The organism is Microcella sp. (assembly GCF_046296455.1).
Taxonomy (GTDB): domain Bacteria; phylum Actinomycetota; class Actinomycetes; order Actinomycetales; family Microbacteriaceae; genus Microcella.
The window spans coordinates 52,833-74,502 of record NZ_JBKBLF010000011.1 but is presented as its reverse complement, the minus strand read 5'-3'; the positions used below and the strand labels follow the sequence as shown (position 1 = coordinate 74,502).

General features: G+C 68.3%; 22 protein-coding genes. 16 read left to right on the top strand and 6 right to left on the bottom strand.

The annotated features are described in order from the left end of the window. Position 1: 1 nt before the first annotated feature. Positions 2–1,558, bottom strand: coding sequence for a DNA-3-methyladenine glycosylase 2 family protein (locus tag ACK4HH_RS07645; protein WP_409650374.1), 1,557 nt, complete (start codon positions 1,556–1,558; stop codon positions 2–4). Positions 1,559–1,655: 97 nt separating this feature from the next. Between ACK4HH_RS07645 and ACK4HH_RS07640 the strand changes: the two genes are divergently transcribed. Continuing rightward, a complete protein-coding gene (locus tag ACK4HH_RS07640) occupies positions 1,656–2,906 on the top strand; it encodes a PrsW family intramembrane metalloprotease (protein ID WP_409650372.1) in 1,251 nt (416 codons plus the stop codon). Between the two features lie 25 nt (positions 2,907–2,931). Here the strand turns inward: ACK4HH_RS07640 and ACK4HH_RS07635 are convergent, their stop codons facing one another. Beyond that, positions 2,932–3,996: a hypothetical protein gene (locus ACK4HH_RS07635; RefSeq protein ID WP_409650370.1), complete on the bottom strand. Its 1,065-nt coding sequence runs from the start codon at positions 3,994–3,996 to the stop codon at positions 2,932–2,934. Positions 3,997–4,226: 230 nt separating this feature from the next. Between ACK4HH_RS07635 and ACK4HH_RS07630 the strand changes: the two genes are divergently transcribed. The 5 genes from ACK4HH_RS07630 to ACK4HH_RS07610 all read left to right on the top strand — a co-directional run bounded on the left by ACK4HH_RS07630 (position 4,227) and on the right by ACK4HH_RS07610 (position 7,907). After that, positions 4,227–4,844 carry a zinc-ribbon domain-containing protein gene (locus ACK4HH_RS07630; protein WP_409650368.1) on the top strand — a complete coding sequence of 206 codons (618 nt, stop codon included), beginning with the start codon at positions 4,227–4,229 and terminating at the stop codon, positions 4,842–4,844. Between the two features lie 157 nt (positions 4,845–5,001). After that, on the top strand, positions 5,002–5,844 hold the full coding sequence (locus ACK4HH_RS07625) for a DUF4397 domain-containing protein (RefSeq protein WP_409650366.1): 843 nt from the start codon (positions 5,002–5,004) through the stop codon (positions 5,842–5,844). 26 nt (positions 5,845–5,870) lie between these two features. After that, entirely contained in the window at positions 5,871–6,500 is a 630-nt protein-coding gene (locus ACK4HH_RS07620) for a class F sortase (protein ID WP_409650364.1), read from the top strand. A 77-nt stretch (positions 6,501–6,577) separates the two neighbouring features. Beyond that, the gene (locus tag ACK4HH_RS07615; protein WP_409650362.1) at positions 6,578–7,135 is read left to right on the top strand and encodes an RNA polymerase sigma factor; all 558 of its coding nucleotides are present in this window, start codon (positions 6,578–6,580) and stop codon (positions 7,133–7,135) included. After that, positions 7,122–7,907 carry an anti-sigma factor gene (locus tag ACK4HH_RS07610; RefSeq protein ID WP_409650360.1) on the top strand — a complete coding sequence of 262 codons (786 nt, stop codon included), beginning with the start codon at positions 7,122–7,124 and terminating at the stop codon, positions 7,905–7,907. Before ACK4HH_RS07615 ends, ACK4HH_RS07610 begins: the two co-directional genes overlap by 14 nt. Here the strand turns inward: ACK4HH_RS07610 and ACK4HH_RS07605 are convergent, their stop codons facing one another. After that, positions 7,908–8,489: an HdeD family acid-resistance protein gene (locus ACK4HH_RS07605; RefSeq protein ID WP_409650358.1), complete on the bottom strand. Its 582-nt coding sequence runs from the start codon at positions 8,487–8,489 to the stop codon at positions 7,908–7,910. 60 nt (positions 8,490–8,549) lie between these two features. Continuing rightward, a complete protein-coding gene (locus ACK4HH_RS07600; protein ID WP_409650356.1) occupies positions 8,550–8,975 on the bottom strand; it encodes a pyridoxamine 5'-phosphate oxidase family protein in 426 nt (141 codons plus the stop codon). Positions 8,976–9,120: 145 nt separating this feature from the next. On the opposite strand from ACK4HH_RS07600, the gene ACK4HH_RS07595 reads away from it, so the two are divergent. Continuing rightward, positions 9,121–9,984: an NADP-dependent oxidoreductase gene (locus ACK4HH_RS07595; RefSeq protein ID WP_409650353.1), complete on the top strand. Its 864-nt coding sequence runs from the start codon at positions 9,121–9,123 to the stop codon at positions 9,982–9,984. On the opposite strand, the gene ACK4HH_RS07590 is transcribed toward ACK4HH_RS07595, so the two are convergent. Together ACK4HH_RS07590 and ACK4HH_RS07585 are read right to left on the bottom strand one after the other, a co-directional pair. Further along, entirely contained in the window at positions 9,985–10,413 is a 429-nt protein-coding gene (locus tag ACK4HH_RS07590) for an OsmC family protein (RefSeq protein ID WP_409650351.1), read from the bottom strand. Further along, positions 10,410–10,802, bottom strand: a complete 393-nt coding sequence (locus ACK4HH_RS07585) for an HsmA family protein (RefSeq protein ID WP_409650349.1) — start codon at positions 10,800–10,802, stop codon at positions 10,410–10,412. Before ACK4HH_RS07585 ends, ACK4HH_RS07590 begins: the two co-directional genes overlap by 4 nt. A gap of 92 nt (positions 10,803–10,894) precedes the next feature. Here ACK4HH_RS07585 and ACK4HH_RS07580 point away from each other — a divergent pair, with 92 nt between their 5' ends. From ACK4HH_RS07580 to ACK4HH_RS07540, 9 genes are all read left to right on the top strand, one after another. Beyond that, the gene (locus ACK4HH_RS07580; protein ID WP_409650347.1) at positions 10,895–11,599 is read left to right on the top strand and encodes a lysoplasmalogenase; all 705 of its coding nucleotides are present in this window, start codon (positions 10,895–10,897) and stop codon (positions 11,597–11,599) included. 25 nt (positions 11,600–11,624) lie between these two features. Beyond that, a complete protein-coding gene (locus ACK4HH_RS07575) occupies positions 11,625–12,434 on the top strand; it encodes a nuclease-related domain-containing protein (protein WP_409650345.1) in 810 nt (269 codons plus the stop codon). Positions 12,435–12,512: 78 nt separating this feature from the next. After that, on the top strand, positions 12,513–14,024 hold the full coding sequence (locus ACK4HH_RS07570) for an N-6 DNA methylase (protein ID WP_409650343.1): 1,512 nt from the start codon (positions 12,513–12,515) through the stop codon (positions 14,022–14,024). Further along, positions 14,021–15,151: a restriction endonuclease subunit S gene (locus ACK4HH_RS07565; protein WP_409650341.1), complete on the top strand. Its 1,131-nt coding sequence runs from the start codon at positions 14,021–14,023 to the stop codon at positions 15,149–15,151. The genes ACK4HH_RS07570 and ACK4HH_RS07565 overlap by 4 nt, the downstream gene beginning before the upstream one ends. Continuing rightward, a complete protein-coding gene (locus tag ACK4HH_RS07560; RefSeq protein ID WP_409650339.1) occupies positions 15,148–16,080 on the top strand; it encodes a restriction endonuclease in 933 nt (310 codons plus the stop codon). Before ACK4HH_RS07565 ends, ACK4HH_RS07560 begins: the two co-directional genes overlap by 4 nt. Positions 16,081–16,286: 206 nt before the next feature. Beyond that, complete coding sequence (locus tag ACK4HH_RS07555; RefSeq protein WP_409650336.1) at positions 16,287–17,279, top strand: hypothetical protein; 993 nt, start codon at positions 16,287–16,289, stop codon at positions 17,277–17,279. Between the two features lie 70 nt (positions 17,280–17,349). Further along, positions 17,350–17,700 carry a hypothetical protein gene (locus tag ACK4HH_RS07550; protein WP_409650333.1) on the top strand — a complete coding sequence of 117 codons (351 nt, stop codon included), beginning with the start codon at positions 17,350–17,352 and terminating at the stop codon, positions 17,698–17,700. Beyond that, positions 17,697–18,191 (top strand): hypothetical protein, encoded by a 495-nt coding sequence (locus tag ACK4HH_RS07545; RefSeq protein ID WP_409650330.1) that lies wholly within the window; start codon positions 17,697–17,699, stop codon positions 18,189–18,191. Before ACK4HH_RS07550 ends, ACK4HH_RS07545 begins: the two co-directional genes overlap by 4 nt. A gap of 82 nt (positions 18,192–18,273) precedes the next feature. Next, positions 18,274–21,669: a DEAD/DEAH box helicase family protein gene (locus tag ACK4HH_RS07540; RefSeq protein WP_409650327.1), complete on the top strand. Its 3,396-nt coding sequence runs from the start codon at positions 18,274–18,276 to the stop codon at positions 21,667–21,669. Position 21,670 lies beyond the last annotated feature (1 nt).

The following is a 21,670-nucleotide window of genomic DNA, read 5'->3' as shown; positions in this document are numbered from 1 at the left end:
CTCAGGGCGCGCGGCGCTGCGCCGGCGGCGCCGCGCGCCATAGATGCAGGGTCGCGTACGAGCGCCACGGGGCCCAGCGCACGCCGAGCAGCGCGGCCTCACGCGGGGTCGACGCCGCACCGTGCGCGCGCAGGGTGCGCAGCAGCACGAGATCGGTGTCGAGCAGCAGGTCGGGTGACCCCAGCATGCGCAGCGCCACGTAGTCGGCGGTCCACGGGCCGATGCCGGGCATCCGCAGCAGTCGCTCGCGCAGCTCGCTCGTCGTCAGCCCGACGTCGAGAACGAGCTCGCCGCTCGCGAGCGCCTCGGCGGTGTCGATTATCGTGCGCACCCGCCGCGTGGGCCCGCGCAGCACGTTCGCACCGTGCTGAGCGATGAGCGCTGCCGAGGGGAACCGTCGCAGCGGACCCGGCACACTCTCGTCGTCGAGGTCGGCCGCGAGGCGCCCGAGCACCGTGCGCGCCGCGGGCAGCGAGATCTGCTGCCCGACGATCGTGCGCAGCAGGGTCTCGGCCGCGTCGACCGACCCGGGAATGCGCACCCCGGGGTTCGCGGCGACGAGCGGGCCGAGCAGCGGGTCGGCACCGAGGGCTGCGTCGATCGCGGCCGCGTCGGCGTCGAGGTCGAACCAGCGCCGGATGCGCGCGGTCAGCGGGGCCACATCGCCGAGCGCGGCGAGCGCCGCCGAGACGCGAACGCCCGCGCGCTCGTCGTCGAGCTCGACCCGCACGAGCGCGGGACCGCGCGGAAGGTCGATCCACCGCTCGACACCGACCAGGGCCCCTGCCTCATCGGCCAGTATGCGCTCGACGCCCGCGACGGCGTGATCGGCGATGTACCGCAGCACGCCCGCACCGTCGAAGGGCTCGCGCGCGGCGAGCCGCAGCGACACGGGGGTCGTCGCGGCGCCGTCGGCAACGGGCGGGCTCGCGAGCGACGCTGCGGCGGCCGGGGCGGGCGATGCGCCCGGGGCACCGTGACCGTGCCGACCCCGCCGCGCGAGCGCGCGCAACTCGAGAGGCGTCAGGCCGTACACCGCGCGCACGGTGTCGTTGAACTGGCGGATGCTCGCGAAGCCCGCCGCGAACGCCACGTGCGAGACGGGCAGCTCGGTGCCGGCGAGCAGTGCGCGGGCCGTCTCGGAACGGTGCGCCCGCGCGAGGGCGAGCGGCGGGGCTCCGAGCTCGGCGACGAGCACGCGGGCGAGGTGCCGCGCACTGTAGCCGAGCCGGTCGGCGAGGCCCGGCACGCCCTCGCGCTCGACGACGCCGTCGAGGATCAGCCGCATCGCGCGCCCCGCGAGGTCGTCGCGCAGGTTCCACTCGGGGTTGCCGGGCACCGCGTCGGGCTGGCATCGCTTGCAGGCGCGCAGCCCGGCCTCGTGCGCGGCGGCCGCGGTGGCGTAGAAGCGCACGTTCCGCGGTCGCGGGGTCGCGGCGGGGCAGCTCGGCCGGCAGTAGATGCCCGTGCTGTGCACGCCCGCGATGAACTGGCCGTCGAAGCGGGCGTCGCGCGAGGCGAGGGCCCGATAGCAGCGGTCGTGATCGAGGGCGGTCATGACCCCAGCGTTGCAGGTGCGGGATGCGGGCACCAGCGGGAATCGGACATCGCCGGCCACTGCCGCCGCCCCGCCCCGCGCCACTACAGTTGCCCTCATGACCGACCCGAGCGATTCCCGGCCCGAGCGCAGCACCCCCGACTACAGCGCCACGGCGACCGGCCTCGCCCCGGCCGCGGCCCCCGCCGCGGCGCCTGACGATGTGCGGCTCGAGACCACGCAGGTCGCGCAGCCCGGGCTCGCGCTGCCGCCCCGCCGCTCGCGCGCCGGCCTCGTGGTGGCGGCCGTCGTCGGCTTCATCGTGCTCGCCCTCGTCATGCTGTTCGTGCTCGCCTACCTGTTCGTGGGACTCGGCCCCGCGGGCGTCATCATCGGCGGCATCATGGCGCTCGTGCCGCTGACGATCGTGTTCTGGGGCATCCGGTGGATCGATCGGTGGGAGCCGGAACCGCGCGGTGCGCTCGTCTTCGCGTTCTTGTGGGGTGCCGGGGTGAGCGTGCTCATCGCCCTCATCGTCGACGCCGAGATTCAGAACGTCATCGCCGCGGCCGGGCTCGGCGAGTTCGGCGCCGAGTTCTTCGGGGCCGCGATTCAGGCGCCCATCGTCGAAGAGGTCGGCAAGGGGCTCGGCGTGCTGCTGTTGTTCTTCGCCGTGCGGCGCCACTTCGACGGGCCCGTCGACGGAATCGTCTACAGCGCGTGGGTTGCGGGCGGTTTCGCCTTCACCGAGAACATCCTCTACTTCGGCAGCGAGCTCGCGGCCGGAGGCGCCCCCGTCGAGGTGTTCTTCATCCGCGGCATCATGTCGCCGTTCGCGCACGTCATGTTCACGGCCTTCATCGGCGCGGCGATCGGATTCGCCGCGCAGCGCCCCGGCTGGTTCCGCGGCGTCGTCGCCTTCATCATCGGCCTCATCCCCGCCGTGCTGCTGCACGCGTTCTGGAACGGCGTGCTGTTCTTCATCAGCGACTTCTACGGCTACTACCTGCTCGTGCAGGTGCCCATGTTCCTCGTGGCCGTCTGGCTCGTCACGCTGCTGCGCCGCCAAGAGCGCCGCATCACGTTCGAGCGCTTGAGCGAGTACTCCGCTGTCGGCTGGCTGCACCCCGACGAGGTCGCGATGCTCGCGAGCCCGGGGGGTCGCCGAGCGGCCATGGGCTGGGCGCGGTCGCACGGGCTCGCCCCGCTCATGAAGGCCTTCATCCGCGACGCGACGCGGCTCGCCTACGCGCGTCAGCGTGTGCTCGCCGACCGCGACACGATCGGTGCGCAGGCCGACGAGGCCGAGCTGCTGCAGCGCGTGGCCGCCTCGCGGCACGCCCTGCGCGGGTCGGCGCCGACGGCCTGACCGCGATCGCCGACGATCGCGCGGCTCAGCGCAGCACGCTGCTGAGGATGCCCCCGAGCCAGACGGCGACGAAGATCGCGATCACGGCGGCGCTCGCCCACGAGAAGCCGCGGCGCAGCCGCTGGCCCGCGGGTGCGACGATGTTGGCCTCGAACTGCCCGATGCGCTCGTCGACATAGCGATCGGTCTGCGTGAGCGTCTTGGCGCCGACCGTCGTCACGATGCGCAGCAGGCGCTGGTAGGTGGCGGGGTCGCCGAGCGGGAACGGACGGGCGCTGTAGACGAGCATCCACCGGTCGATGATCTCGACGTCGAACGGCGCCGCTTCGTCGATCAGCAGCGCCATGAGGTCGGGGGTGAAGACGTAGAGCGCGTCGCGCTCGTACTCGGCGGGGCAGTAGAGGGTGAAGTGGCGGTCGAAGTCGCCCTCGAGCGAGAGCACCTGTTCGCGCGAGAACACGGCGGGCAGGTTCGTCGAGCCGAGCAGGCCGTTGTTGGCGCGCGAGTCGAGCAGCATGTGCGGCAGAGCGCGATCGAGGTGCAGCGCGAGGAAACCCCAGTGGTGGGTCGAGCGGTTCTTGCCGCTGCCGGTCACGTACCGGTAGTTGCCGAAGTCGATGAAGCGGTCGTCGGTCGTGCGAAAGTGGTCGGTCACCTGCCGCGAGGTTCCGATGCCGAAGATCGCGCCCGGGTACGACGGCCCCTCGCTCTGCGGCGAGTAGAGCAGCCCGTTCGCCTCGGCGAAGCGCGCCATGCGCAGGCGGTTCTGCCAGTCGTGCCGGCGGCCGTGCAGGGCGCGCACGATCAGCAGAATCGCGACGCCGACCAGCACGAGCGGGGGGAGGAGTCCGACGAGGTCGATGAGGTCGGCGTCGCCCGACACGATCGAGGCCGCGCTGACGACGAGGGGGAACAGCAGTGTGATGCCGATGAGCACCGCCATGCCGCCCCCGATCACCCAGCTCACGATGCGCACGATCTGCTGAGCCTGGGCCTCTGGTCGCGCGGCGAGCGTCGCGCGACGATACGCGGCGACCTCGTCGGGGTTCGGCGGCGAGAAGAGCGGCGAGTAGTCGATCGTGCGGTCCACAGCGTCATGGTGGCACGCGCACGGGCCGGGCGATAGCGGGCCCCGACGCAGACTCGCCGCCCAGTGGCGGGGCGAAGCCTCCGGCGCACCTGGGCGGCGAGTTGATCTGCCTCCAGTGTGCTCCGACGCCCGCCGCCCGTCAATGGGGGGAGGCCGTGCCGAGTCGGCCTTGCTAGCCTGGCGAGCACCGAGCCGCGCGCCGCGGACGAGGGTACGAGGAGTGACGCTCGATGCAGAACTGTGCCGTGTGCAGTGCGCCGCTGCGCGCCGGTGCCCGCTTCTGCACGCAGTGCGGAGCCCCGGTGCACGCCGCGCCGACTCCGCTTCTGCCCGTGCCGCCCGCCGCATCTGCGCCGGCGCCTCGTGAGGCCCCCGAGGCGCCGGTGCCTATTGCGGCCCCCGAGGCGCCGACGGCGGCCGCACCGGCCGAACCTGACGAGATCCCCGCGCGCATCCCGCCCCAGGGTCGCGTGACGCCCCCGGCGGCGCGCAGCCGCGCGGCGACCTGGGCGCTCGTCACAGGAGCCGCCCCGCTGCTGGTCTCGGTGCTGGGCAACCTCGTGGCGGCACAACTGAGCCGGGCCGCGGCCGAGCAGATCTCGAGCGGCGACGTGCAGGGGGCTTGGGCGCCCGTGCTCGTGACGCTCGCCCTCATCTTCGTCGCCAACGCCGGCCTGCTGACGATCTGCACGATCATGGGCGGTCGCGCGCTGCGCGAGACGAGCAACGGCATCACGCGCGGTCGGGGGCTCGCCGTCGCGGGTCTCGCCCTCGGCGGCGTCAACCTCGTGCTGTGGGTCGCCGGTCTCATCGTGAGCGTCAGCAGCCTCAACACCGTGCTCGTCTGAGCGGCGCCGCTCGACGTTCGCCGGGCGTTCTCTCAGCCGACTGCCAGGCTGGCGCGCATCCGAACGGGCCCCTGCGCGAGAAGTAGTAGGTGAAGGCACTTCCGCCTGACGCCCCGAGAGGGGATCACCCCCTCGGGGGACCTACCAAGGAGGAACCATGCGCAACCGTATTCTCGCGGGGCTGGGCGTCGCCGCCCTCGCCACCGTCGGCGTCGCCGCCCCGGCGAACGCCGTTTCTGACACCACGGCCGACGTCTGGGTCGTGCACGCTGTTCCCGGTCTGACCGTCGACGTCTACCTCAACGGCGCCCTCACCCTCGAAGATTTCGAGCCCGGAACCTTCGAAGCCATCGTCGACGCCGAGCCGGGCCAGTACATCGTCGACATCGTCGCCGCTGATGCAGCTGCCCCCGCGGCCGGAACGAGCGACATCACGTACACCGCGACGGTCGAGGCCGGTGTGTCGTACACGCTCGTCGCGCAGCCCAGCGAGAGCGCCGACGGCAACCCCGTCACCATCCAGCCCTTCGTCAACGACCTTGACGCTGTCGGCGACGGCGAGGCGAGCGTGACGGTGCGCCACACCGCCAACGCTCCCGAGGTCAACGTCGTCGCTGAGGGTGTGGGCGCCCTGTTCTCGGGCCTCCGCAACGCCCCCGACGCGAACGAGCAGTCGGGCGCAGTGCCGGCCGGAACCTACGACATCGCGGTGCAGGTCGCCGAGGGCGGCGCCACCGCGATCGACCTCTCGGGCACCACGCTCGCCGCGGGCACGCACTACTTCATCCACGCCTTCGGCCCCGCTGGCGGTCCCTACTCGCCGATCGTCTTCACGATCTCCGACACCCCGGCCAACGTGCCGGCGGGCTCGGCGGGTCTCGTGGCCGAGAACGGCACCGACACCACGGCCCTGATCGCCGGTGCCGCCGCGCTGCTGGCGCTGCTCGCTGCCGCGGGTGTCGTCGTGGCGCGTCGCCGCACCGCGTCGGTCGAGCGCTAACACCAGAAAGAACCGGGGGAATCATGATGAGCAGCAGGTCGGCGTCGGCGTTCGGGTTCGCTCTCGTCGGCCTGCTGCTCGTCTCCGGATGCTCCGCTCCCGCCGGCCTCGAGGCCGGTCGGGAGCGGGGCTCTGTCGCCTATGACCCCTACCGCTCGGCGCGCACCGACACCTTCGTATCGAGCTCTGACGTGCTGACGACCGTCAAGTCGCCGCCGGTTCGCGTGGTGATGCCCGATCTCGATCTCGACATGGGCGTCGATCCGGAAGGGATCGAGCCGAACGGCGACATGGGGCTGCCCGTCAGCCCGTTCCGGGCCGGCTGGTACAAGTTCGGTGCCGCGCCCAACAGTCCGACCGGCGCGACGGTGCTCGCCGCGCACGTCGACAACATCGTCGAAGGCGTCGGGCCGTTCTCACGCCTGCGCGAGGCGCGCGACGGCATGGCCGTGGTCGTGAGAGATGCCGACGGCACGCGGCACGAGTACCGCGTCGTCTCCGTGGAGCGCATCGAGAAGGCGGAGGTGCAGATCGATCGCTACTTCTCGAACATCGGCGAGCAGCGCATCGTCCTGATCACGTGCGGCGGCGAGTTCGATCGGCAAGCCGGTTCATACAAAGACAACTACATCGTGACCGCCGAGAAGGTGTCATGACAGGTGCACCGGTTACCATGACGCCGATGGATGCCCCGAGCATCCCGCCATCCACGCGTCGAAGGGGGTCTGCCGTCATGTCGACAGCCCTCGATGGCGCCCACGACGTCGCCCTGCGGTTCGCCCGCGGCGACGAACGGGCGCTCGCCGAGATCTACGGCCAGTGGTCGTCGCTCGTGTACTCGCTCGCGCTGCGCTCGCTGGGCGATGCCGCCGACGCCGAAGACGTGACGCAGAAGGTGTTCGTGGCCGCCTGGCAGGGCCGCGAGCGGTTCGACCCCGAGCGCGCGTCGCTCTCGGCCTGGCTCGTGGGCATCACCCGTCACACCGTGGCCGATACCCACCAGGCCCGCACCCGCGAGCGCTCGATCACCGAGCAGGTGGCCGCCATCACGGGCGACGACACCGCGCCAGCGCCCGAGGCCGACCTGGCCGACCGGCTGCTCATCGCCGACGAGATGGCGCGGCTCGAGCCGCTGCCCCGCGCCGTCGTGCGCCTCGCATTCTTCGACGACCTGACCCACTTGCAGATCGCCGAACGCCTCGGTATCCCGGTGGGAACCGTCAAATCGCACATCAGACGCAGCCTCACGAAGTTGCGCGGACGCCTGGAGGTGAGTCATGGAGCACGCTGATCCTGAAGCGCTGGCGCTTGTCGCGCTCGGCGAGCCCCTCACCGACGCCGCGGTGCTCGAGCACCTCGCCGACTGCGCGTCGTGCCGCCACGAGGTCGACGCGCTGCGATCGACCATCTCAGTCGCGCGTTCGACCGTGGGCGAGTCGGCGCTGCAGGCGCCTCCGGCCCGCGTGTGGCAGGGAGTGCGCGGGCAACTGGGTCTGCCCTCCGACCTCGAGCCCGTGATGCCGACCCTCGTGCCGGGCGCCGCGATCCTCGCGGCCGAGCCCGCCGCGCCGAGCACCGCGCCCGAGGTGGTGCGGCTCGACGCGGTGCGCGAGCGGCGTGCGAGCATCCGGCGCCTGCTCGTGCCCGTGGCGGCCTCGGCCGCCGCTGCCGCGCTCGTCGCGGGCGGCGTTCTCGCGTGGGGCGCGGCCGCGCCGCGCGATGCTGGCCTGCAGATCGCGACGGCGCAGCTGGATGCCCTGCCCGCCTGGTCGGGGGCCTCGGGTCAGGCGACCGTCGCCGAGCTCGCCGACGGTGAGCGGGTGGTGCGCGTGTCGCTCGACGCCGCCGTCGACGAGGGAGTCGCCCGCGAGGTCTGGCTGCTGACCGAGGGAATCGACGGGCTCATCAGCCTCGGCTACCTTACGGGCGCTTCGGGCGAGTTCATCGTGCCGGCCTCGGTAGACCTCGCCGAGTTCTCGGTCGTCGATATCAGCGCCGAGCCGCTCGACGGCGACCCCACGCACTCCGGAGACTCCATCGTGCGCGGGGCCCTCGACAGCTAGCTAGGCGGCGGCCGTCTCGACCGGGGCGGCGGCCTCGGCGCCCTTCTTGGGCGGCAGCGAGAAGAGCGTCGCGATGCCGACCGCGATCAAGATCCATCCGCCCGTGATCAGGAAGACAACGATGCCGAGCCCGGGAAGGAACAGCAGGACGATGCCGCCGATCACTGAAACCACGCCAGAAAGTACGGCGAGCCATCGCGGAAGCGCGGTACGTCCAGTAACTCCGCCTGCGATCGCGGCGACGCCGTCGAAGATCCAGCCGAACGCGATGACATAGGCCATCACGAGCAACGTGCCACCGAGGTTGTTGAGGGCGATGATGCCCGCGATGATGATGAAGACGCCGAGCACGCCGACGAGCCAGCGCACGCCCGTGCTGAGGCTGTCGCTCGTGAATGCGATCACGAGGCGGAAGATGCCGCTCACGACGAGGTAGGCACCGAACAGCAGCGCGACGGTGATGAGCGTGGCGCCGGGCCACACGAGGGCGGCGATGCCGAGCGCGATCGCCGAGATCGCCGAGGCGATGACGAAGCCGCGCTCGAGCACGACGGGGGAGGGGGCTGCAGTGGTCGCGGCCATGGAGGTTCCTGCTTTCGGGATGGCGGTCACGGCAGCGGATACCGCCGTGTCGGTGTCAGCCTAGAGCCGCGCGGGCTCGGGACCGAGAGAAAAAAGCCGCCCGGCGATCTCGCTCGGGCGAATCCGCACCCACCGGTACTTGAGGGTCGGAATCCACGGGCTCAGGCCCAGCTGCTCGGCGGCATCCATCTCGCTCTGCCGCTCGACGCGCTCGGCGCGCCCCTTGACGACGACGCTCCACGCCTCGATCTCGTCGTGGTCGTCGATCTCGAACGCGACGCGGTCGTTGATCGCCAGCTCGAGCAGCTTCGTTCCCGGGGCGGTGCGAAAGTAGATCGCCTCGGTGCTGTCGACCGCGTAGTTGATCGGAAAGATGTCGACCATGCCCGCCGCGCTCGCGGCGATGCGCCCCAGGTCGCGTGAGCGGAGCAGCTGCCAGCACTGGTCTGTTGTCAGCTCGGTGATTCCCCCGAATCCCATGACCATGGCAGCGCTCCTCTCGACCGACCCATTCCAGCGCGACGCGCGGTGCCGGCAGTAGGGCCGAAGGTCCTGATGCCTAGGCTGGGGGCATGACCGCGTCGTCGCTTTCATCCCGTGTCGTTCGCTACCACGAGTTCGGGGGCCGGAGGTGCTGCGCATCGACGAGCTCGACATCGCGCCGCCCGGCCCGGGCGAGGTGCGTGTGCGATTCGCGGCGGGCGGGCTGAATCCGGTCGACTGGAAGATCCGCTCGGGGCGTTCGCGCATCCAGCTGCCCCTGCCGGTCGCGGTCGGCCGGGAGTTCTCCGGCCGTATCGAGGCGGTCGGGTCGGGCGTCGACGATCTGGCGGTGGGGGATGCCGTGTTCGGCTCCATCCCGCAGGGCGCGTTCGCCGATCTGGTCGTCGCCCCCGCATCCGTCGTCGCCCGCGTGCCCGAGGGCGTTCCGCTCGACGTGGCAGCCGGGATCGCCCTGGCCGGCCAGACGGCGTGGGACGCCCTCGAGTCGCAGGGCCTGCACCGTGGCGACGTCATCGTCGTGAGTGCCGCCGCCGGTGGCGTGGGCGGCGTGCTGAGTCAACTGGCGGTCGCCCGCGGCGTGCACGTCATCGGCACGGCGGGCGCTGGCAACCACGCCTGGCTGCGGTCGCGCGGCGTCGAGCCCGTGCTCTACGGCGAGGGTCTGCGCGAGCGGCTCGCCGCCGCAGCCCCCGACGGCATCACGGCCGTCTTCGACCAGTCGGGCACGGAGACCATCGAGACCGCGCTCGCCCTGGGAGTGCCGCCCGAGCGCGTCAACACGATCGCCGCCGACGCGACCCTCTACGGCGTGCGCAACGTCGGGCGCGGGGCCGTGCACCCGCCGACGCTCGACGCCCTCGCGGCGCTCGTCGCCGACGGCACGATCGAGCTGCCCGTCGCCGCGCGCTACCCGCTCAGCGAGGTGCGCGCGGCCTTCGAGCGGCTCGAGACCGGCCACCTGCGCGGCAAGGTCGTGGTCGTCGCCGACTGATCAGCCAGCGGGCGGGGTGGTCGTGACCGTTCCCGAGACCTCGCACACGGCGGCGAGGGTGTTGTAGACCGTTCCGAACTTCTGCAGGTTGCGGTGCAGCAGCTCGATGCGGTGCGCGGGTTCGGTCGTGACGAGGTGCAGGGTGTACTCGATGGCGGTGAACCGCGGGGGAGCATCCTGCCGGTGCATCGTCACCTCGACCCGCACGCTCTCGTAGGCGAAAGGCAGCATGGCGCCCGACCGGGCGACGTTCTTGAGCAGGCAGGCCGCGAAGGCTCCGGCGAGCAGCTCGGCAGGGCCGGGGTGCGTCGAGGGGGCATCCGGCTGCCAGCGGGTCTCGAGGGCGAGATCGTCGCCCGCCGCGAGCAGCATGCCGCCGTCGGCATCGGCGCTCGCCGAGACCGTGTAGGTCAGCGGTGCCGCGGTCACGACAGGCTCGATCCGAGCGCGCCCGTCACGTAGGGCACGAGCCAGATCGCCCACACGACGACCGAGAAGCGGTGGAACCGGTGCAGCTCGGCCTCGCGCCCGCGCACGAGCACGACGACGGCCCACAGCAGGTGCACGGCCATGAGCACGAGGGCGATCACGCCGCTCACGGCCATGATCTGGGTCAGGATGCTCGACTCGACCCCCTCGGCCCGATTCTGCTCGGCGATGAGGCTCATGAGGTACGTGCCGCTCGCGTCGGCGGCGAGCCCGAGCCCGAAGAACGCGGTGTGCCAGGGCTTGAGCACCTTCTGCGCCCGTTCGGCCCAGACGCCGATCGTGTAGAAGACGAGGGCGAGGGTGATGAGAACGATCGCGGGCAGCAGCATGGCGCCAGTCTGGTGGGCGCCGTCGCCACGCGCGAGGGGCGCGCCCCGAGTCAGGACGAAGGTCCTGCGGCGGCGGGCGTAGCCTGAGCCTCGTGCGCCCGACCTTCCGCCCGCTTCCCGCGTTCACCCCGTTCATCGTCGTGACGGTCGTGCATCTCGTGGCAATCGCCGCGGGGTCGCCCGGGCTGGTCGGTGCGACGAAGCCGCTGCTCATGCCGGCGCTGCTCGTCGCCCTCGTGCTGGCGCTGCCCGAGCGGCGCTCGCCGCTGCTGCTGTGGGGCGGGCTCGCGCTCGTCTTCTCATGGCTCGGCGACGTGCTGCTGCAGAATCCGGGCGACATCGGGTTCCTCCTCGGCATGGGGGCCTTCGGGCTCGCGCACCTCGCGTACATCGCCCTCTACCTCGGGCCGATGCGCACGCGCCGGGTGCCGGGCTGGGCGGTCTCCCTGGGGGTCGTCTGGTGGAGCACGATGGTGGCCGTGCTCGCCTTCTGGCTGGGCGGGCTGCTCGTGCCGGTCGCGCTCTACGGCCTCGTTCTCGGAGCCGCTGCCGTCTGCGCGCTCGCCACGCGCCCGCTCGTGGCCGTCGGCGCCGTGGTCTTTCTGGTCAGCGACACGCTGCTCGCCCTCGACCGCTTCCTGCCCGGATTCTCGGTGCTCGACCTCGACCTGGCGATCATGCTCGCGTACTGCCTCGGCCAGGGGCTCATCATCGCGGGTATCGTCACGGTCGCTCGGCGCCGGGCCGGTTTCACCACCGCGGGGCAGCTGGTGCCCTCGAACTCCGCCGACAACTGAGTTGCCCTCGGCTAGGCTCGACGACGTGAACGATCACGTCGACCTTCGCTCTCGACCGCCCGCGATCGGGGTCATGCGAGAGTGTGTCGCGCGTCACGAACGTGACCAACCGCAAGGAGCGCTCGCCCGCATCTTGGGGGTTCACCCGTTACCGCCCGACACCCGCTCTTGGTATCGCGGAGCACTCGGAGAGATCGCAGTGGCGCGCCGACTGGCGTCGCTCGGTACAGAGTGGGTGGTGATCCACGGAGTCCCGATCGGAGTTCGTGGGTCTGACATCGACCACCTGGTCATCGGGCCGTCGGGCGTCTTCACGATCAACGCCAAGCGGCACATCGGTGCGCGCGTGTTCGCAGGTGGCGGGTCAGTCAAGGTCAACGGCCAGCCAACGCAGTACGTGCGCAACGCCCAGTACGAGGCTGAGCGGGTGGGCAAGAAGCTCTCGTCGGTCATGGGTGGACCGGTGAGAGTAACGCCGATGATCGTGGTCGTTGGCGCGAATGAGGTGAAGTACGGCACGAAGAGGCCTACGGTCGCGGTGCTCACTCAAGGCGATCTGCCGCGTTGGATGACTCGTCAACCTCGAGCCCTCAGCGCTGATCAGGTCGCGAGACTGAGCGAAGCGTCGGCTCGGCTGTCGACATGGGGTAGCGCCCTGCCCGAAGGCTTGCCTGATTTCGAGGTCGTTGCGCGCTTCGCGCAGATTGATCGTGATGTGGCTCGGGCGATCGTGCGCAATCGCGTGTGGCTTCTCGGCGCTCTCGTGGTGGGCGCGAGTGTGTCTCTTGTGTTCATCGCCCAGACTCTCTTGGCAATCGTCAGCTCGGCGTTCTGAGGTCGTCACCCGTCTCTGACAGACTCGAAGACGAGCCGCTCTCGCGGCTGACACGTGCGACAAGGAGAGCTCTGCAAGATGGTGACCGGAGCACTGAAGAGCCAAGTCGACGCGGTCTGGAACGCCTTCTGGTCGGGCGGCATCGCCAACCCCATCGAGGTGATCGAGCAGATCACCTACCTACTGTTCATCCGTCGCCTCGATGAGCTGCAGCTGTTGGCCGAGAACCGCGCGCAGGTCACGCGCGAACCCATCACCAAGCCCGTCTTCGGCGAAGGCCAGAGCGAGCCCCCGGGCCGCACGCCGCGCCCGATGCACGACCTGCGCTGGTCGCGCTTCAAGAACCTCGACCCGGCCGCCATGTTCGAGGTCGTCGACGGCCACGTCTTCCCGATGTTGCGCTCCATGGGCGAGCAGGGCTCGAGCTTCGCCGCCAACATGAAAGACGCCAGGTTCACGATTCCGACCCCGGCGCTGCTGGCGAAAGTTGTTGACCTGCTCGAGGCCATCCCCATGGATGACACCGACGCCAAGGGCGACATCTACGAGTACATGCTCAGCAAGCTCGCCACCTCGGGCACAAACGGGCAGTTCCGCACCCCGCGCCACATCATCCGCCTCATGGTCGACATGACGGCGCCGAAGCCGGGCGACCGAATCGTCGACCCCGCTGCGGGCACGGCCGGCTTCTTGACGGTCGCGAGCGAGTACCTGCGCGAACACCACCCCGAGATCTGGGCGGATGCTGCCAGTCGCGATCACTTCAATCGTCACGCCTTCAGCGGCTTCGATTCCGACGCCACCATGAGCCGCATCGGCAGCATGAACCTGCTGCTGCACGGCGTCGAGGCGGCCAAGGTCGAGCGCCGCGACTCGCTCGCCGAAGGCGTCGGAGCCGACGACGGCGAGTTCTCGTTCGTGCTCGCCAACCCGCCGTTCGCGGGCTCGGTCGACGCGGAGTCGATCGCCAACGACCTCACCCGCATGGTGAAGACAACCAAGTCAGAGCTGCTGTTCTTGGCTCTCATGCTGCGCATCATGAAGAACGGCGGGCGTGCCGCGGTGATCGTGCCCGACGGCGTGCTCTTCGGTTCGTCGACCGCACACAAGGCCCTGCGCCGCATGCTCGTCGACGACCACAAGCTCGACGCCGTGGTGAAGTTGCCCAGCGGCGTCTTCAAGCCTTATGCCGGAGTCTCGACCGCCATCTTGTTCTTCACCAAGACCAGCTCGGGCGGCACCGACCACGTGTGGTTCTACGACGTGCAGAGCGACGGCTTCAGCCTCGACGACAAGCGCACCCCGCTCGCGTCGAGCGATCTGCCCGACGTGCTCGCCCGCTGGCAGACGCTGACGGATGCTGGCTCACCCGAGGCGGAACGCCCCCGCACCGCGCAGAGCTTTTTGGTGCCCCGCCAAGAGATCGTCGACGCGGGATACGACCTCAGCCTCAACCGCTACAAAGAGGTCGAGCACGAGGAGGTCGAACACCGCGACCCGCTCGAGATCATCGCCGAGCTCCAGGCCCTCGAGGCCGAGATCGCGGCGGCGACTGCCGCCCTTGCCAACTCATTGAGGACAGGAGCTTGAGCGTCCTGTCGGATCACGTGGACGTGATCATGGGCCAGGCGCCATCTGGAGATCAGTACAACGACCGCGGCGAGGGTTGGCCCCTGATCGCAGGCGCCGGCGACTTCGCTGGTTCAGTTCCGCGACCCAAGAAGTACACGATCACGGCGTCGAAACTGAGCCGACCGGGTGACATCGTGATTGGAATTCGTGCGTCAATCGGTTCGAAAGTCTGGTCAGACGGCGAGTACTGCCTCGGTCGGGGTGTGGCAGCACTTCGACCGCGAGAAACTGTAGACGGGTCGTATGTCTGGCACTGGTTCGAAGCGAACCGAACTCTCCTGGAGTCGAAAGCACGAGGTGCGACGTTCCTCCAGGTGAACCGCGCGGACATCGCAGAGTTGCCGTTCGAACCCCCGCCCCTCCCCGAGCAACGCCGAATCGCCTCCATCCTCGACCTAGCTTCGAGCATCACAGCCAAGTGCGACGCGCAGAAGGACCTCTTCCGTGAGGCGTCATCGGCGATCTTCATGTCGATGTTCGGCGACCCGCTGCTGACCAGTCGTCATGCGTTAGCGGTGCCACTGAGTACTGTGACCGAAGCGATCATTGACTGCCCTCACACCACACCTACCTGGACAGACACAGGCGTGCTCTGCCTGCGAACTTCGAACCTCGGTTTGGGGGAGTGGGACTTCTCGGAGACCCGTTTCGTTTCCGAGGAGACCCACGAAGTCAGAACTCGACGGGCAGTACTCAAGGCGGGTGATCTGATCCTGAGCCGCGAGGGCACGCTCGGCGTGGGTGCCATTGTTGAGCCAGACATGGAGGCATCAATGGGCCAACGCCTGGTTCAGATTCGACCCGACACCGAGCTCGTGCTTCCTGAATTCCTTCTCGCGTACCTTCTCGTGGTGCTTCAACCTTCCCGCCTTACGCAGCTTCTGGTTGGCTCCACGTCGCGGCACTTGAACGTTAGGGACATCAGGGCTCTACCGATCGACGTTCCCTCGATCGATCGGCAACGAGAATTCTCCGAGGCCGTCCGCGCGATTCGCGTACAACGCCGCTCTGTCGACATCCAGACAAAATTGGCAGCGGAGCTATTGCAGGCTGTTCAAGATCGAGCCTTCCGAGGAGAACTGTGAACGAGAACGACAACGCTGTGAGCACCATCCCGACCTGGCACGCATTCCTGAAGCCGGTGCTCGAAGTGATGTCCGACGGGAAGCAGTGGCCTTCGCGCGCACTCAAGGAGGCCGTGTGCGATCACATCGGTCTGACTCCTGAGCAGCGGGCCGAGACGCTCGGCGACGGTGACTCGCGCGCGCTCAACCGGGTCGGCTGGGCCCTCTCGGCCCTCTATCGGGCAAAGGCGGTCGACAAGCCCGCGCGCGGGGTGAACGTGATCACTGATTTCGGCCGCGAGTTCTTGGCCGAGCATCCCGGAATCATCACCGACGCCGACGTGAAGTCTCTACCCGTGTGGAACGAGTACGAACCGACCCGCCGCCCGTCGACCCGCACCGCGACGCTCGTGGCACGCGAGTTCGACGACAGTGACGACCCCACCGAGTTGATCGAGGCGGGCATCCAGAGCTTCGAGGCCGACGCGGCGGCCGAGCTGATTCGGCGGCTGCAAGAGCAGCATCCTGACTTCTTCGAGCAGGTGGTCGTCGACCTTCTCAACGCGATGGGCTACGGCGGTGCGGAGCAGCGCGGCCAGCGCATTGGCCGCTCGGGCGACGGGGGAGTCGACGGCGTCATCGATCAGGATGCCCTGGGCCTCAGCCAGATCTACGTGCAAGCCAAGCGCTACGCAGCCGACAACGCGGTGCAGCGCCCCGAACTGCAGGGCTTCATCGGCGCCCTCGCCGGGCGTGGAGCCAGCCAGGGCGTCTTCGTCACCACCAGCCGCTTCAGCCAGGGCGCGCGCGAGTATGCCGACAGCATCCCCCAGCGCATCGTTCTGATCGACGGCCCACGCCTGGCTGAACTCATGATTCAGTACCGCGTGGGCGTGCAGGTGAAGAAGACGTACGACGTGGTCGAGGTCGACGAGGACTACTTCGACTGAGCCAGTCGAGCGAGGTGTCCTCCAAAGGGCCGACTATTCGAGCTGAATACTTGAGGATATGTTGCTCTCGCAAGCGGGGGATTGATAGGGGAGGGCGGGCCCGATCCAGACGCATTCCGAGCGTACTGGGGGTCGACAGGTTGGGCGTACGCAGACAATGTGCTCCTGCCGATATCCCCAACACACACGAGAAAGCGGGAACCGGGATGAATGTGAACACCTACAGACGAAGTATTTCCGTCTGGACAACCGCTCTACTTGCTGCCACGGCGATCCTCGTGCCGGCAGGAGTGGTGCACGCAAGCGAAACGGACGTCGTCAACGCGAACGAGATCAGCGACGCGGTGGCAGACGCCGCCCCGGTCGCAAACGTTCAGCAGCCCGACGCGAACACGCACACTGGCGATCTTGTCTACACGGCGGGCGAGATCGACATCACCGTGCCAACGGCGCCCGACCAGGGCCTCGTCGTCGACACCCCCGGACCGATGGAGGCTCTGGAACTCGGCCTGCCCAACAACGAGGCGCATGGTGAGCTCACACTTGCTGATGATGGAACCGCCGTCTACGTCGATTCCGATGGCCTGGCAGACATCGCGGTTCAGGTGCTTGATGACGGCTTAAGGGTGAGCACGATCCTGCATTCAGCAGAGTCGCCCGAAGAGTACGTGTACGACCTCCCTGAGGGCACGACCGCGGAACTGTTAAATGATGGGTCTCTCCTTGTGATTTCGGGAGAGGATCTCGCTGGCGCGGTTGCTCCTCCGTGGGCGAAAGACAGCAACGGAGCGAGTGTTCCCACTAGATACGAAGTGACTGCCGAAGGCTTCGTTCAGATTGTGGAGCACCACGGCGCGGGATTCGAGTACCCGATCGTCGCAGACCCCAGTTACAGCTACTGCGCTCTCGGCGGGTGGTATCCCGCAATGTGCGTCAAGTACAACCGATCGGAAGTGGCGTTCATGGCGAGCATCGTCGCAGGGGGCGCTGGCGCCGGCGCAGTGGGAGCTCACCTTTGCACGAGGGCACCGCATCTCGCGATTCGGGCCGCCTGCATCGCTGCCGTCGCGACCTTGACGTGGGCGAACCTCAAGGCCATAACCGACGCGCAGAGTCAGCGGAGATGCTTGTCGTTCGCATTCACCTATCCGCCGGTAGCCCAGTTGCTTTCGGGCGGCTTGCGGGTTGTGAGGTGCTAGTAGTTTTGTAATAAAGCGCAAGGGAGGGGTTGCGTCAACCCCTCCCTTGCGCTTTGATAGCGTTGTGTCGATGCCCCAGTTTCGCGAACTGTTGAGTGCCTATCGGGCGCCGCATGAGGTCGACTTCTACGCACAACGAATGGTCCGCTTGTCAGTCGCTCCGGAAGTCATGGAAGCTGCGCTCAAGCAAGGCGCAGAGTTCTCGCTTGATCCGGAACAAGACCAACTCGCGAACGCGCTTCTCGCTGAGGAAGTTGCGCGCTACCTGCTGGTGCAGGCAACGCGCGTCACCCACTTGCGCAGAGAGTCACTTGAGGCCGCATCGGCTGCGCGACCTGTTGCCGAGATAGCCCGGGAGCTCGGCGTTTCGCGACAGGCGATTTCGCGCCTGCTCAACCAGCCCATAAGGAGCAGCAAATGACGACGCACCCACTGAATTCGGGTTCGGGCAAGCCGAGATTCGTTCTTGGCGTCGCACTTCAAGTAGTCGGGTCGATCATCTTTGCCGCCGGGCTTGTCGCATTGACTATCGCCTACCCGCTTGCAGCCGCGGCGCTCGGAGCGACGGGCGTTGGCGTCTCGATACTCGGTCGATGGTTCGTCCAAGATTCGTGGAGTTTCGTGATCGTGGCCTCAGGCGACGCTACTCATTCAGTCGTGGCAACTTGGCTGATGTGGCCTGCAATCTGGTTGAGTTTGGGGGCAGCGGCTGTCTTCTCACTCACCGGAGACTTGGCAACGAGGGCGGTGATTTTGGTTCTGGCAGTGGCTTTCGCGTCCACTGCGGCGTCGGCAGTTCGACAACACAAGTTCGACAAGCGCGCGCTCGAAACATTGGGTGTGTGCGTAGCGACGATCGCCTTGGCGTCTGCTTTCGCTGGTGCTGCGATGTGGAGCCTCGCAGGCGCCTAAACGCAGGTCCTGCGCCGAATAGTCGACCCGATGTCACGTCTCGCCTCTAGAGTTGCGGCAGACGAATGAAGGGCACGGCCGGGTGAGCAACTTCGACTTCTTGCAGGGGCGCTTCGTGCCGCTCGCGAGCGAAGCGCGCCGTGCCGAGGGGTACGCCGTCGGAGACCCGCGCACGTCGTCGTTCTACGCGCGCCGTGCGCTTGAGCTCGCCGTTGAGTGGATGTACGAGTACGACACCGCACTTCGCCAGCCCTACCAACGCGACCTCAACGCTCGCCTGCACGAGCCCACGTTCGCTCGACTGGTTCCCCCTGTCGTGATCGCAAAAATGCAGATCATTCGGCGCCGCGGCAATGACGCCGTGCATCGCGCTGGTGCATTTGGCGAGACGCAGAGTGTGCCCGTTGTTCGTGAGCTGTTTCACGTGCTGTTCTGGCTTGCCACCCACTACGCACCGTCAGCCGACGCTCGCCCCGAGGCGGGCCGAGTTTTCGATCTGACCCGCATCCCGCGCCCCCAGCCGGGTGCGGCCGCGAAGTCGCGGGCCGAACTACAAGCCCTCACCGAACAGGTTGCGGCTGCGGATGCTGCGCTCACCGCTGCCCGTGCCGATAACGCCACCCTCGCCGCCGAGCTCGAGGCTGCGCGTGCTGAGATTGCCGCCGCGAAACAGACTGCGGCCGCCCTCGTCGACACGCACGACTACGACGAAGCCGCAACGCGCGACACGTTCATCGACCTACTGCTAGCTGAAGCAGGCTGGCCGCTCGACCAGGCACGAGACCGCGAATTCGAGGTCTCGGGCATGCCCAATAACTCGCCTGGCGGTGTCGGTTTCGTCGACTACGTGTTGTGGGGTGCCGACGGCTTGCCGCTCGCAGTGGTCGAAGCCAAGCGCACCCGCAAAGACCCACACGCGGGTCAGCAACAGGCAGAGCTCTACGCCGACGCGCTCGAGCGACAGTTCGGCCAGCGCCCGCTGATCTACTACACCAACGGTTACGAACACTGGTTGTGGGACGACACCTTCTACCCGCCGCGCGCCGTGCAGGGGTTTGCCACGCGCGACGAGCTAGCCCTTGCGGTGCAGAGGCGCACGTCGCGTGTGCCGCTCGCGAGCATCCCGATCAACGAGGTCGTTGTTGAGCGGCCCTACCAGCACCGCGCGATTCGGCGTGTGGGTGAGGTGTTCGAGCAGCAGCAGCGCCGTGCCCTGCTCGTCATGGCTACGGGGTCAGGCAAGACGCGCACCGTCATCGCCCTCGCCGACCAGCTCATGCGCGCGGGGTGGGTCAAGCGCGTGCTCTTCTTGGCTGACCGGGTGGCTCTCGTCAACCAGGCCACTGCGGCGTTCAAAGAGCACCTGCCCGCCTCCAGCCCGGTAAACCTGGTGACCGAAAAGGGCGTCGACGGCCGCGTGATGATCTCGACCTACCCGACGATGATGGGGCTGATCAACGAGGTGGATGGCGGCGTTCGCCGCTTCGGCCCCAACCACTTCGATCTGATCGTGATCGATGAGGCGCACCGCTCGGTGTATCAGAAGTACGGAGCAATCTTTCAGTACTTCGACGCCCACATCGTGGGCCTCACGGCGACGCCGAAAGACGAGGTCGATCACAACACCTACAGCCTCTTCGGGCTCGAAGACGGCGTGCCGACCGACTCGTACGACCTCACCGACGCCATCGCCGATGGCTACCTCGTGCCCCCGGTGGGCAAGGCTGTGGCCACGTCGTTCGTGCGGCAGGGCATCCGCTATGACGACCTCTCGGAAGACGAGAAGGAGCAGTGGGATCTTCTCGAGTGGGCCGACGGCGAGGTGCCCGACGAGGTCGACGCCGCCGCGGTCAACCAGTGGCTGTTCAACGCCGACACGGTCGACAAGGTGCTTCAGGCGCTCATGACCGAGGGGCGGCGGGTCAACGGCGGCGACCTTCTCGGAAAGACGATTGTGTTCGCCAAGAGCCAGCGGCACGCGCAGTTCATCGTCGAGCGCTTCGACGCTAACTACCCGCATTACGCCGGTCACTTCGCGCGCATCATCACGCATCAGGTGAACTACGCGCAGAGCCTCATCGACGACTTCTCGACGCCGGCGAAGTTTCCGCAGATCGCCGTCTCAGTCGACATGCTCGACACCGGCATCGACGTGCCCGACGTGGTCAACCTCGTGTTCTTCAAAGAGGTGCACTCGAAGACGAAGTACTGGCAGATGGTCGGCCGGGGAACCCGCTTGCGCCCTGACCTCTATGGGCCGGGTGACGACAAGAAAGACTTCGTGATTCTCGACGTCTGCCAGAACATCGAGTACTTCAATCAGCAGTTGCCCCCCGACCGTTCGACGCGCACGGCTTCGCTGACCGAGCGGCTCGTCACGGCACGCGTCGAGCTCGTTCGCACGATCGATCAGAGCTCGGGCGCCGGGGCACATGCTGACCCCGAGCTGGCGGGGCTGCGCGAACTGCTCGTCGCTCGCCTCCAGGGGCGCGTGGCCGGCATGAGCCTCGACAACGTGCTCGTGCGGCCGCAGCGGCGACAGGTCGAGAGGTTCGCGGCGGGGGAGACCTGGCTGTCGCTCGGCGAAGCAGATTACGAGGTGGCTACGGCGCTGGGTTCTCTTCCCTCAGCAGCCGACGCCAGCGACACCGACGAGGCCGCGAAGCGCTTCGACCTTCTGGCCCTGCGCGGCCAGTTGGCGGTGCTGGCGACAGACGCGCTCGCGCTCACCGCTGTCGGCAATGCCGTGCGCGGAATCGCCGATGCGCTCGCGCACCAGAAGGCGATTCCGGCTATCGCCTCGCAACTGGAGTTCATCGATCGCGTGGCCTCGGTCGACTGGTGGGTCGACGTGACCGTGCCGATGCTCGAGCAGATGCGCGTGCGGTTGCGCGACCTCGTGCGCCTGCTCGACCCGCGCGAGCGGCCGCTCGTGTACACCGACTTCGAAGACACCCTGGGGCCGGTGACCGACATCGATCTGGTCCCTGGTTCGCCGGGAGTCGACCGTGAGCGGTTCCGCGCGAAGGCTCTCGCCTTCCTGCGCGCCCGTGCTGATGACGCCGTGCTGTTCAAGGTGCGGCACGGTAAGCAGCTCACCGCTCTCGACCTCGAATCGCTCGAGGCGATCATGCGCGAGAGCGGGGAGTTCACGCCGAGCGAGCTCGAATTCGCCGCGAACGACAGCGACGGGCTCGGCCTCTTCGTGCGATCTCTGCTCGGCCTCGACCGTTCCGCCGCTCAGGATGCCCTGGCCGACTTCATCGCCGGCCAGACCTTCACTGCCAACCAGCTGGCGTTCCTCGACCTGCTGGTCTCGCAGCTCACCATGCGGGGCATCGTCGAGCCCGGCCTGCTCTTCGAAGACCCGTTCACCGGCCTCGCGCCGACGGGCCCGCAAGCCCTGTTCACCGAGGCCCAGGTCGCTGACCTGATAGTGGTGTTGAAGCGTGTGCGCAAGACCGCCGAGGTCGCGTGAG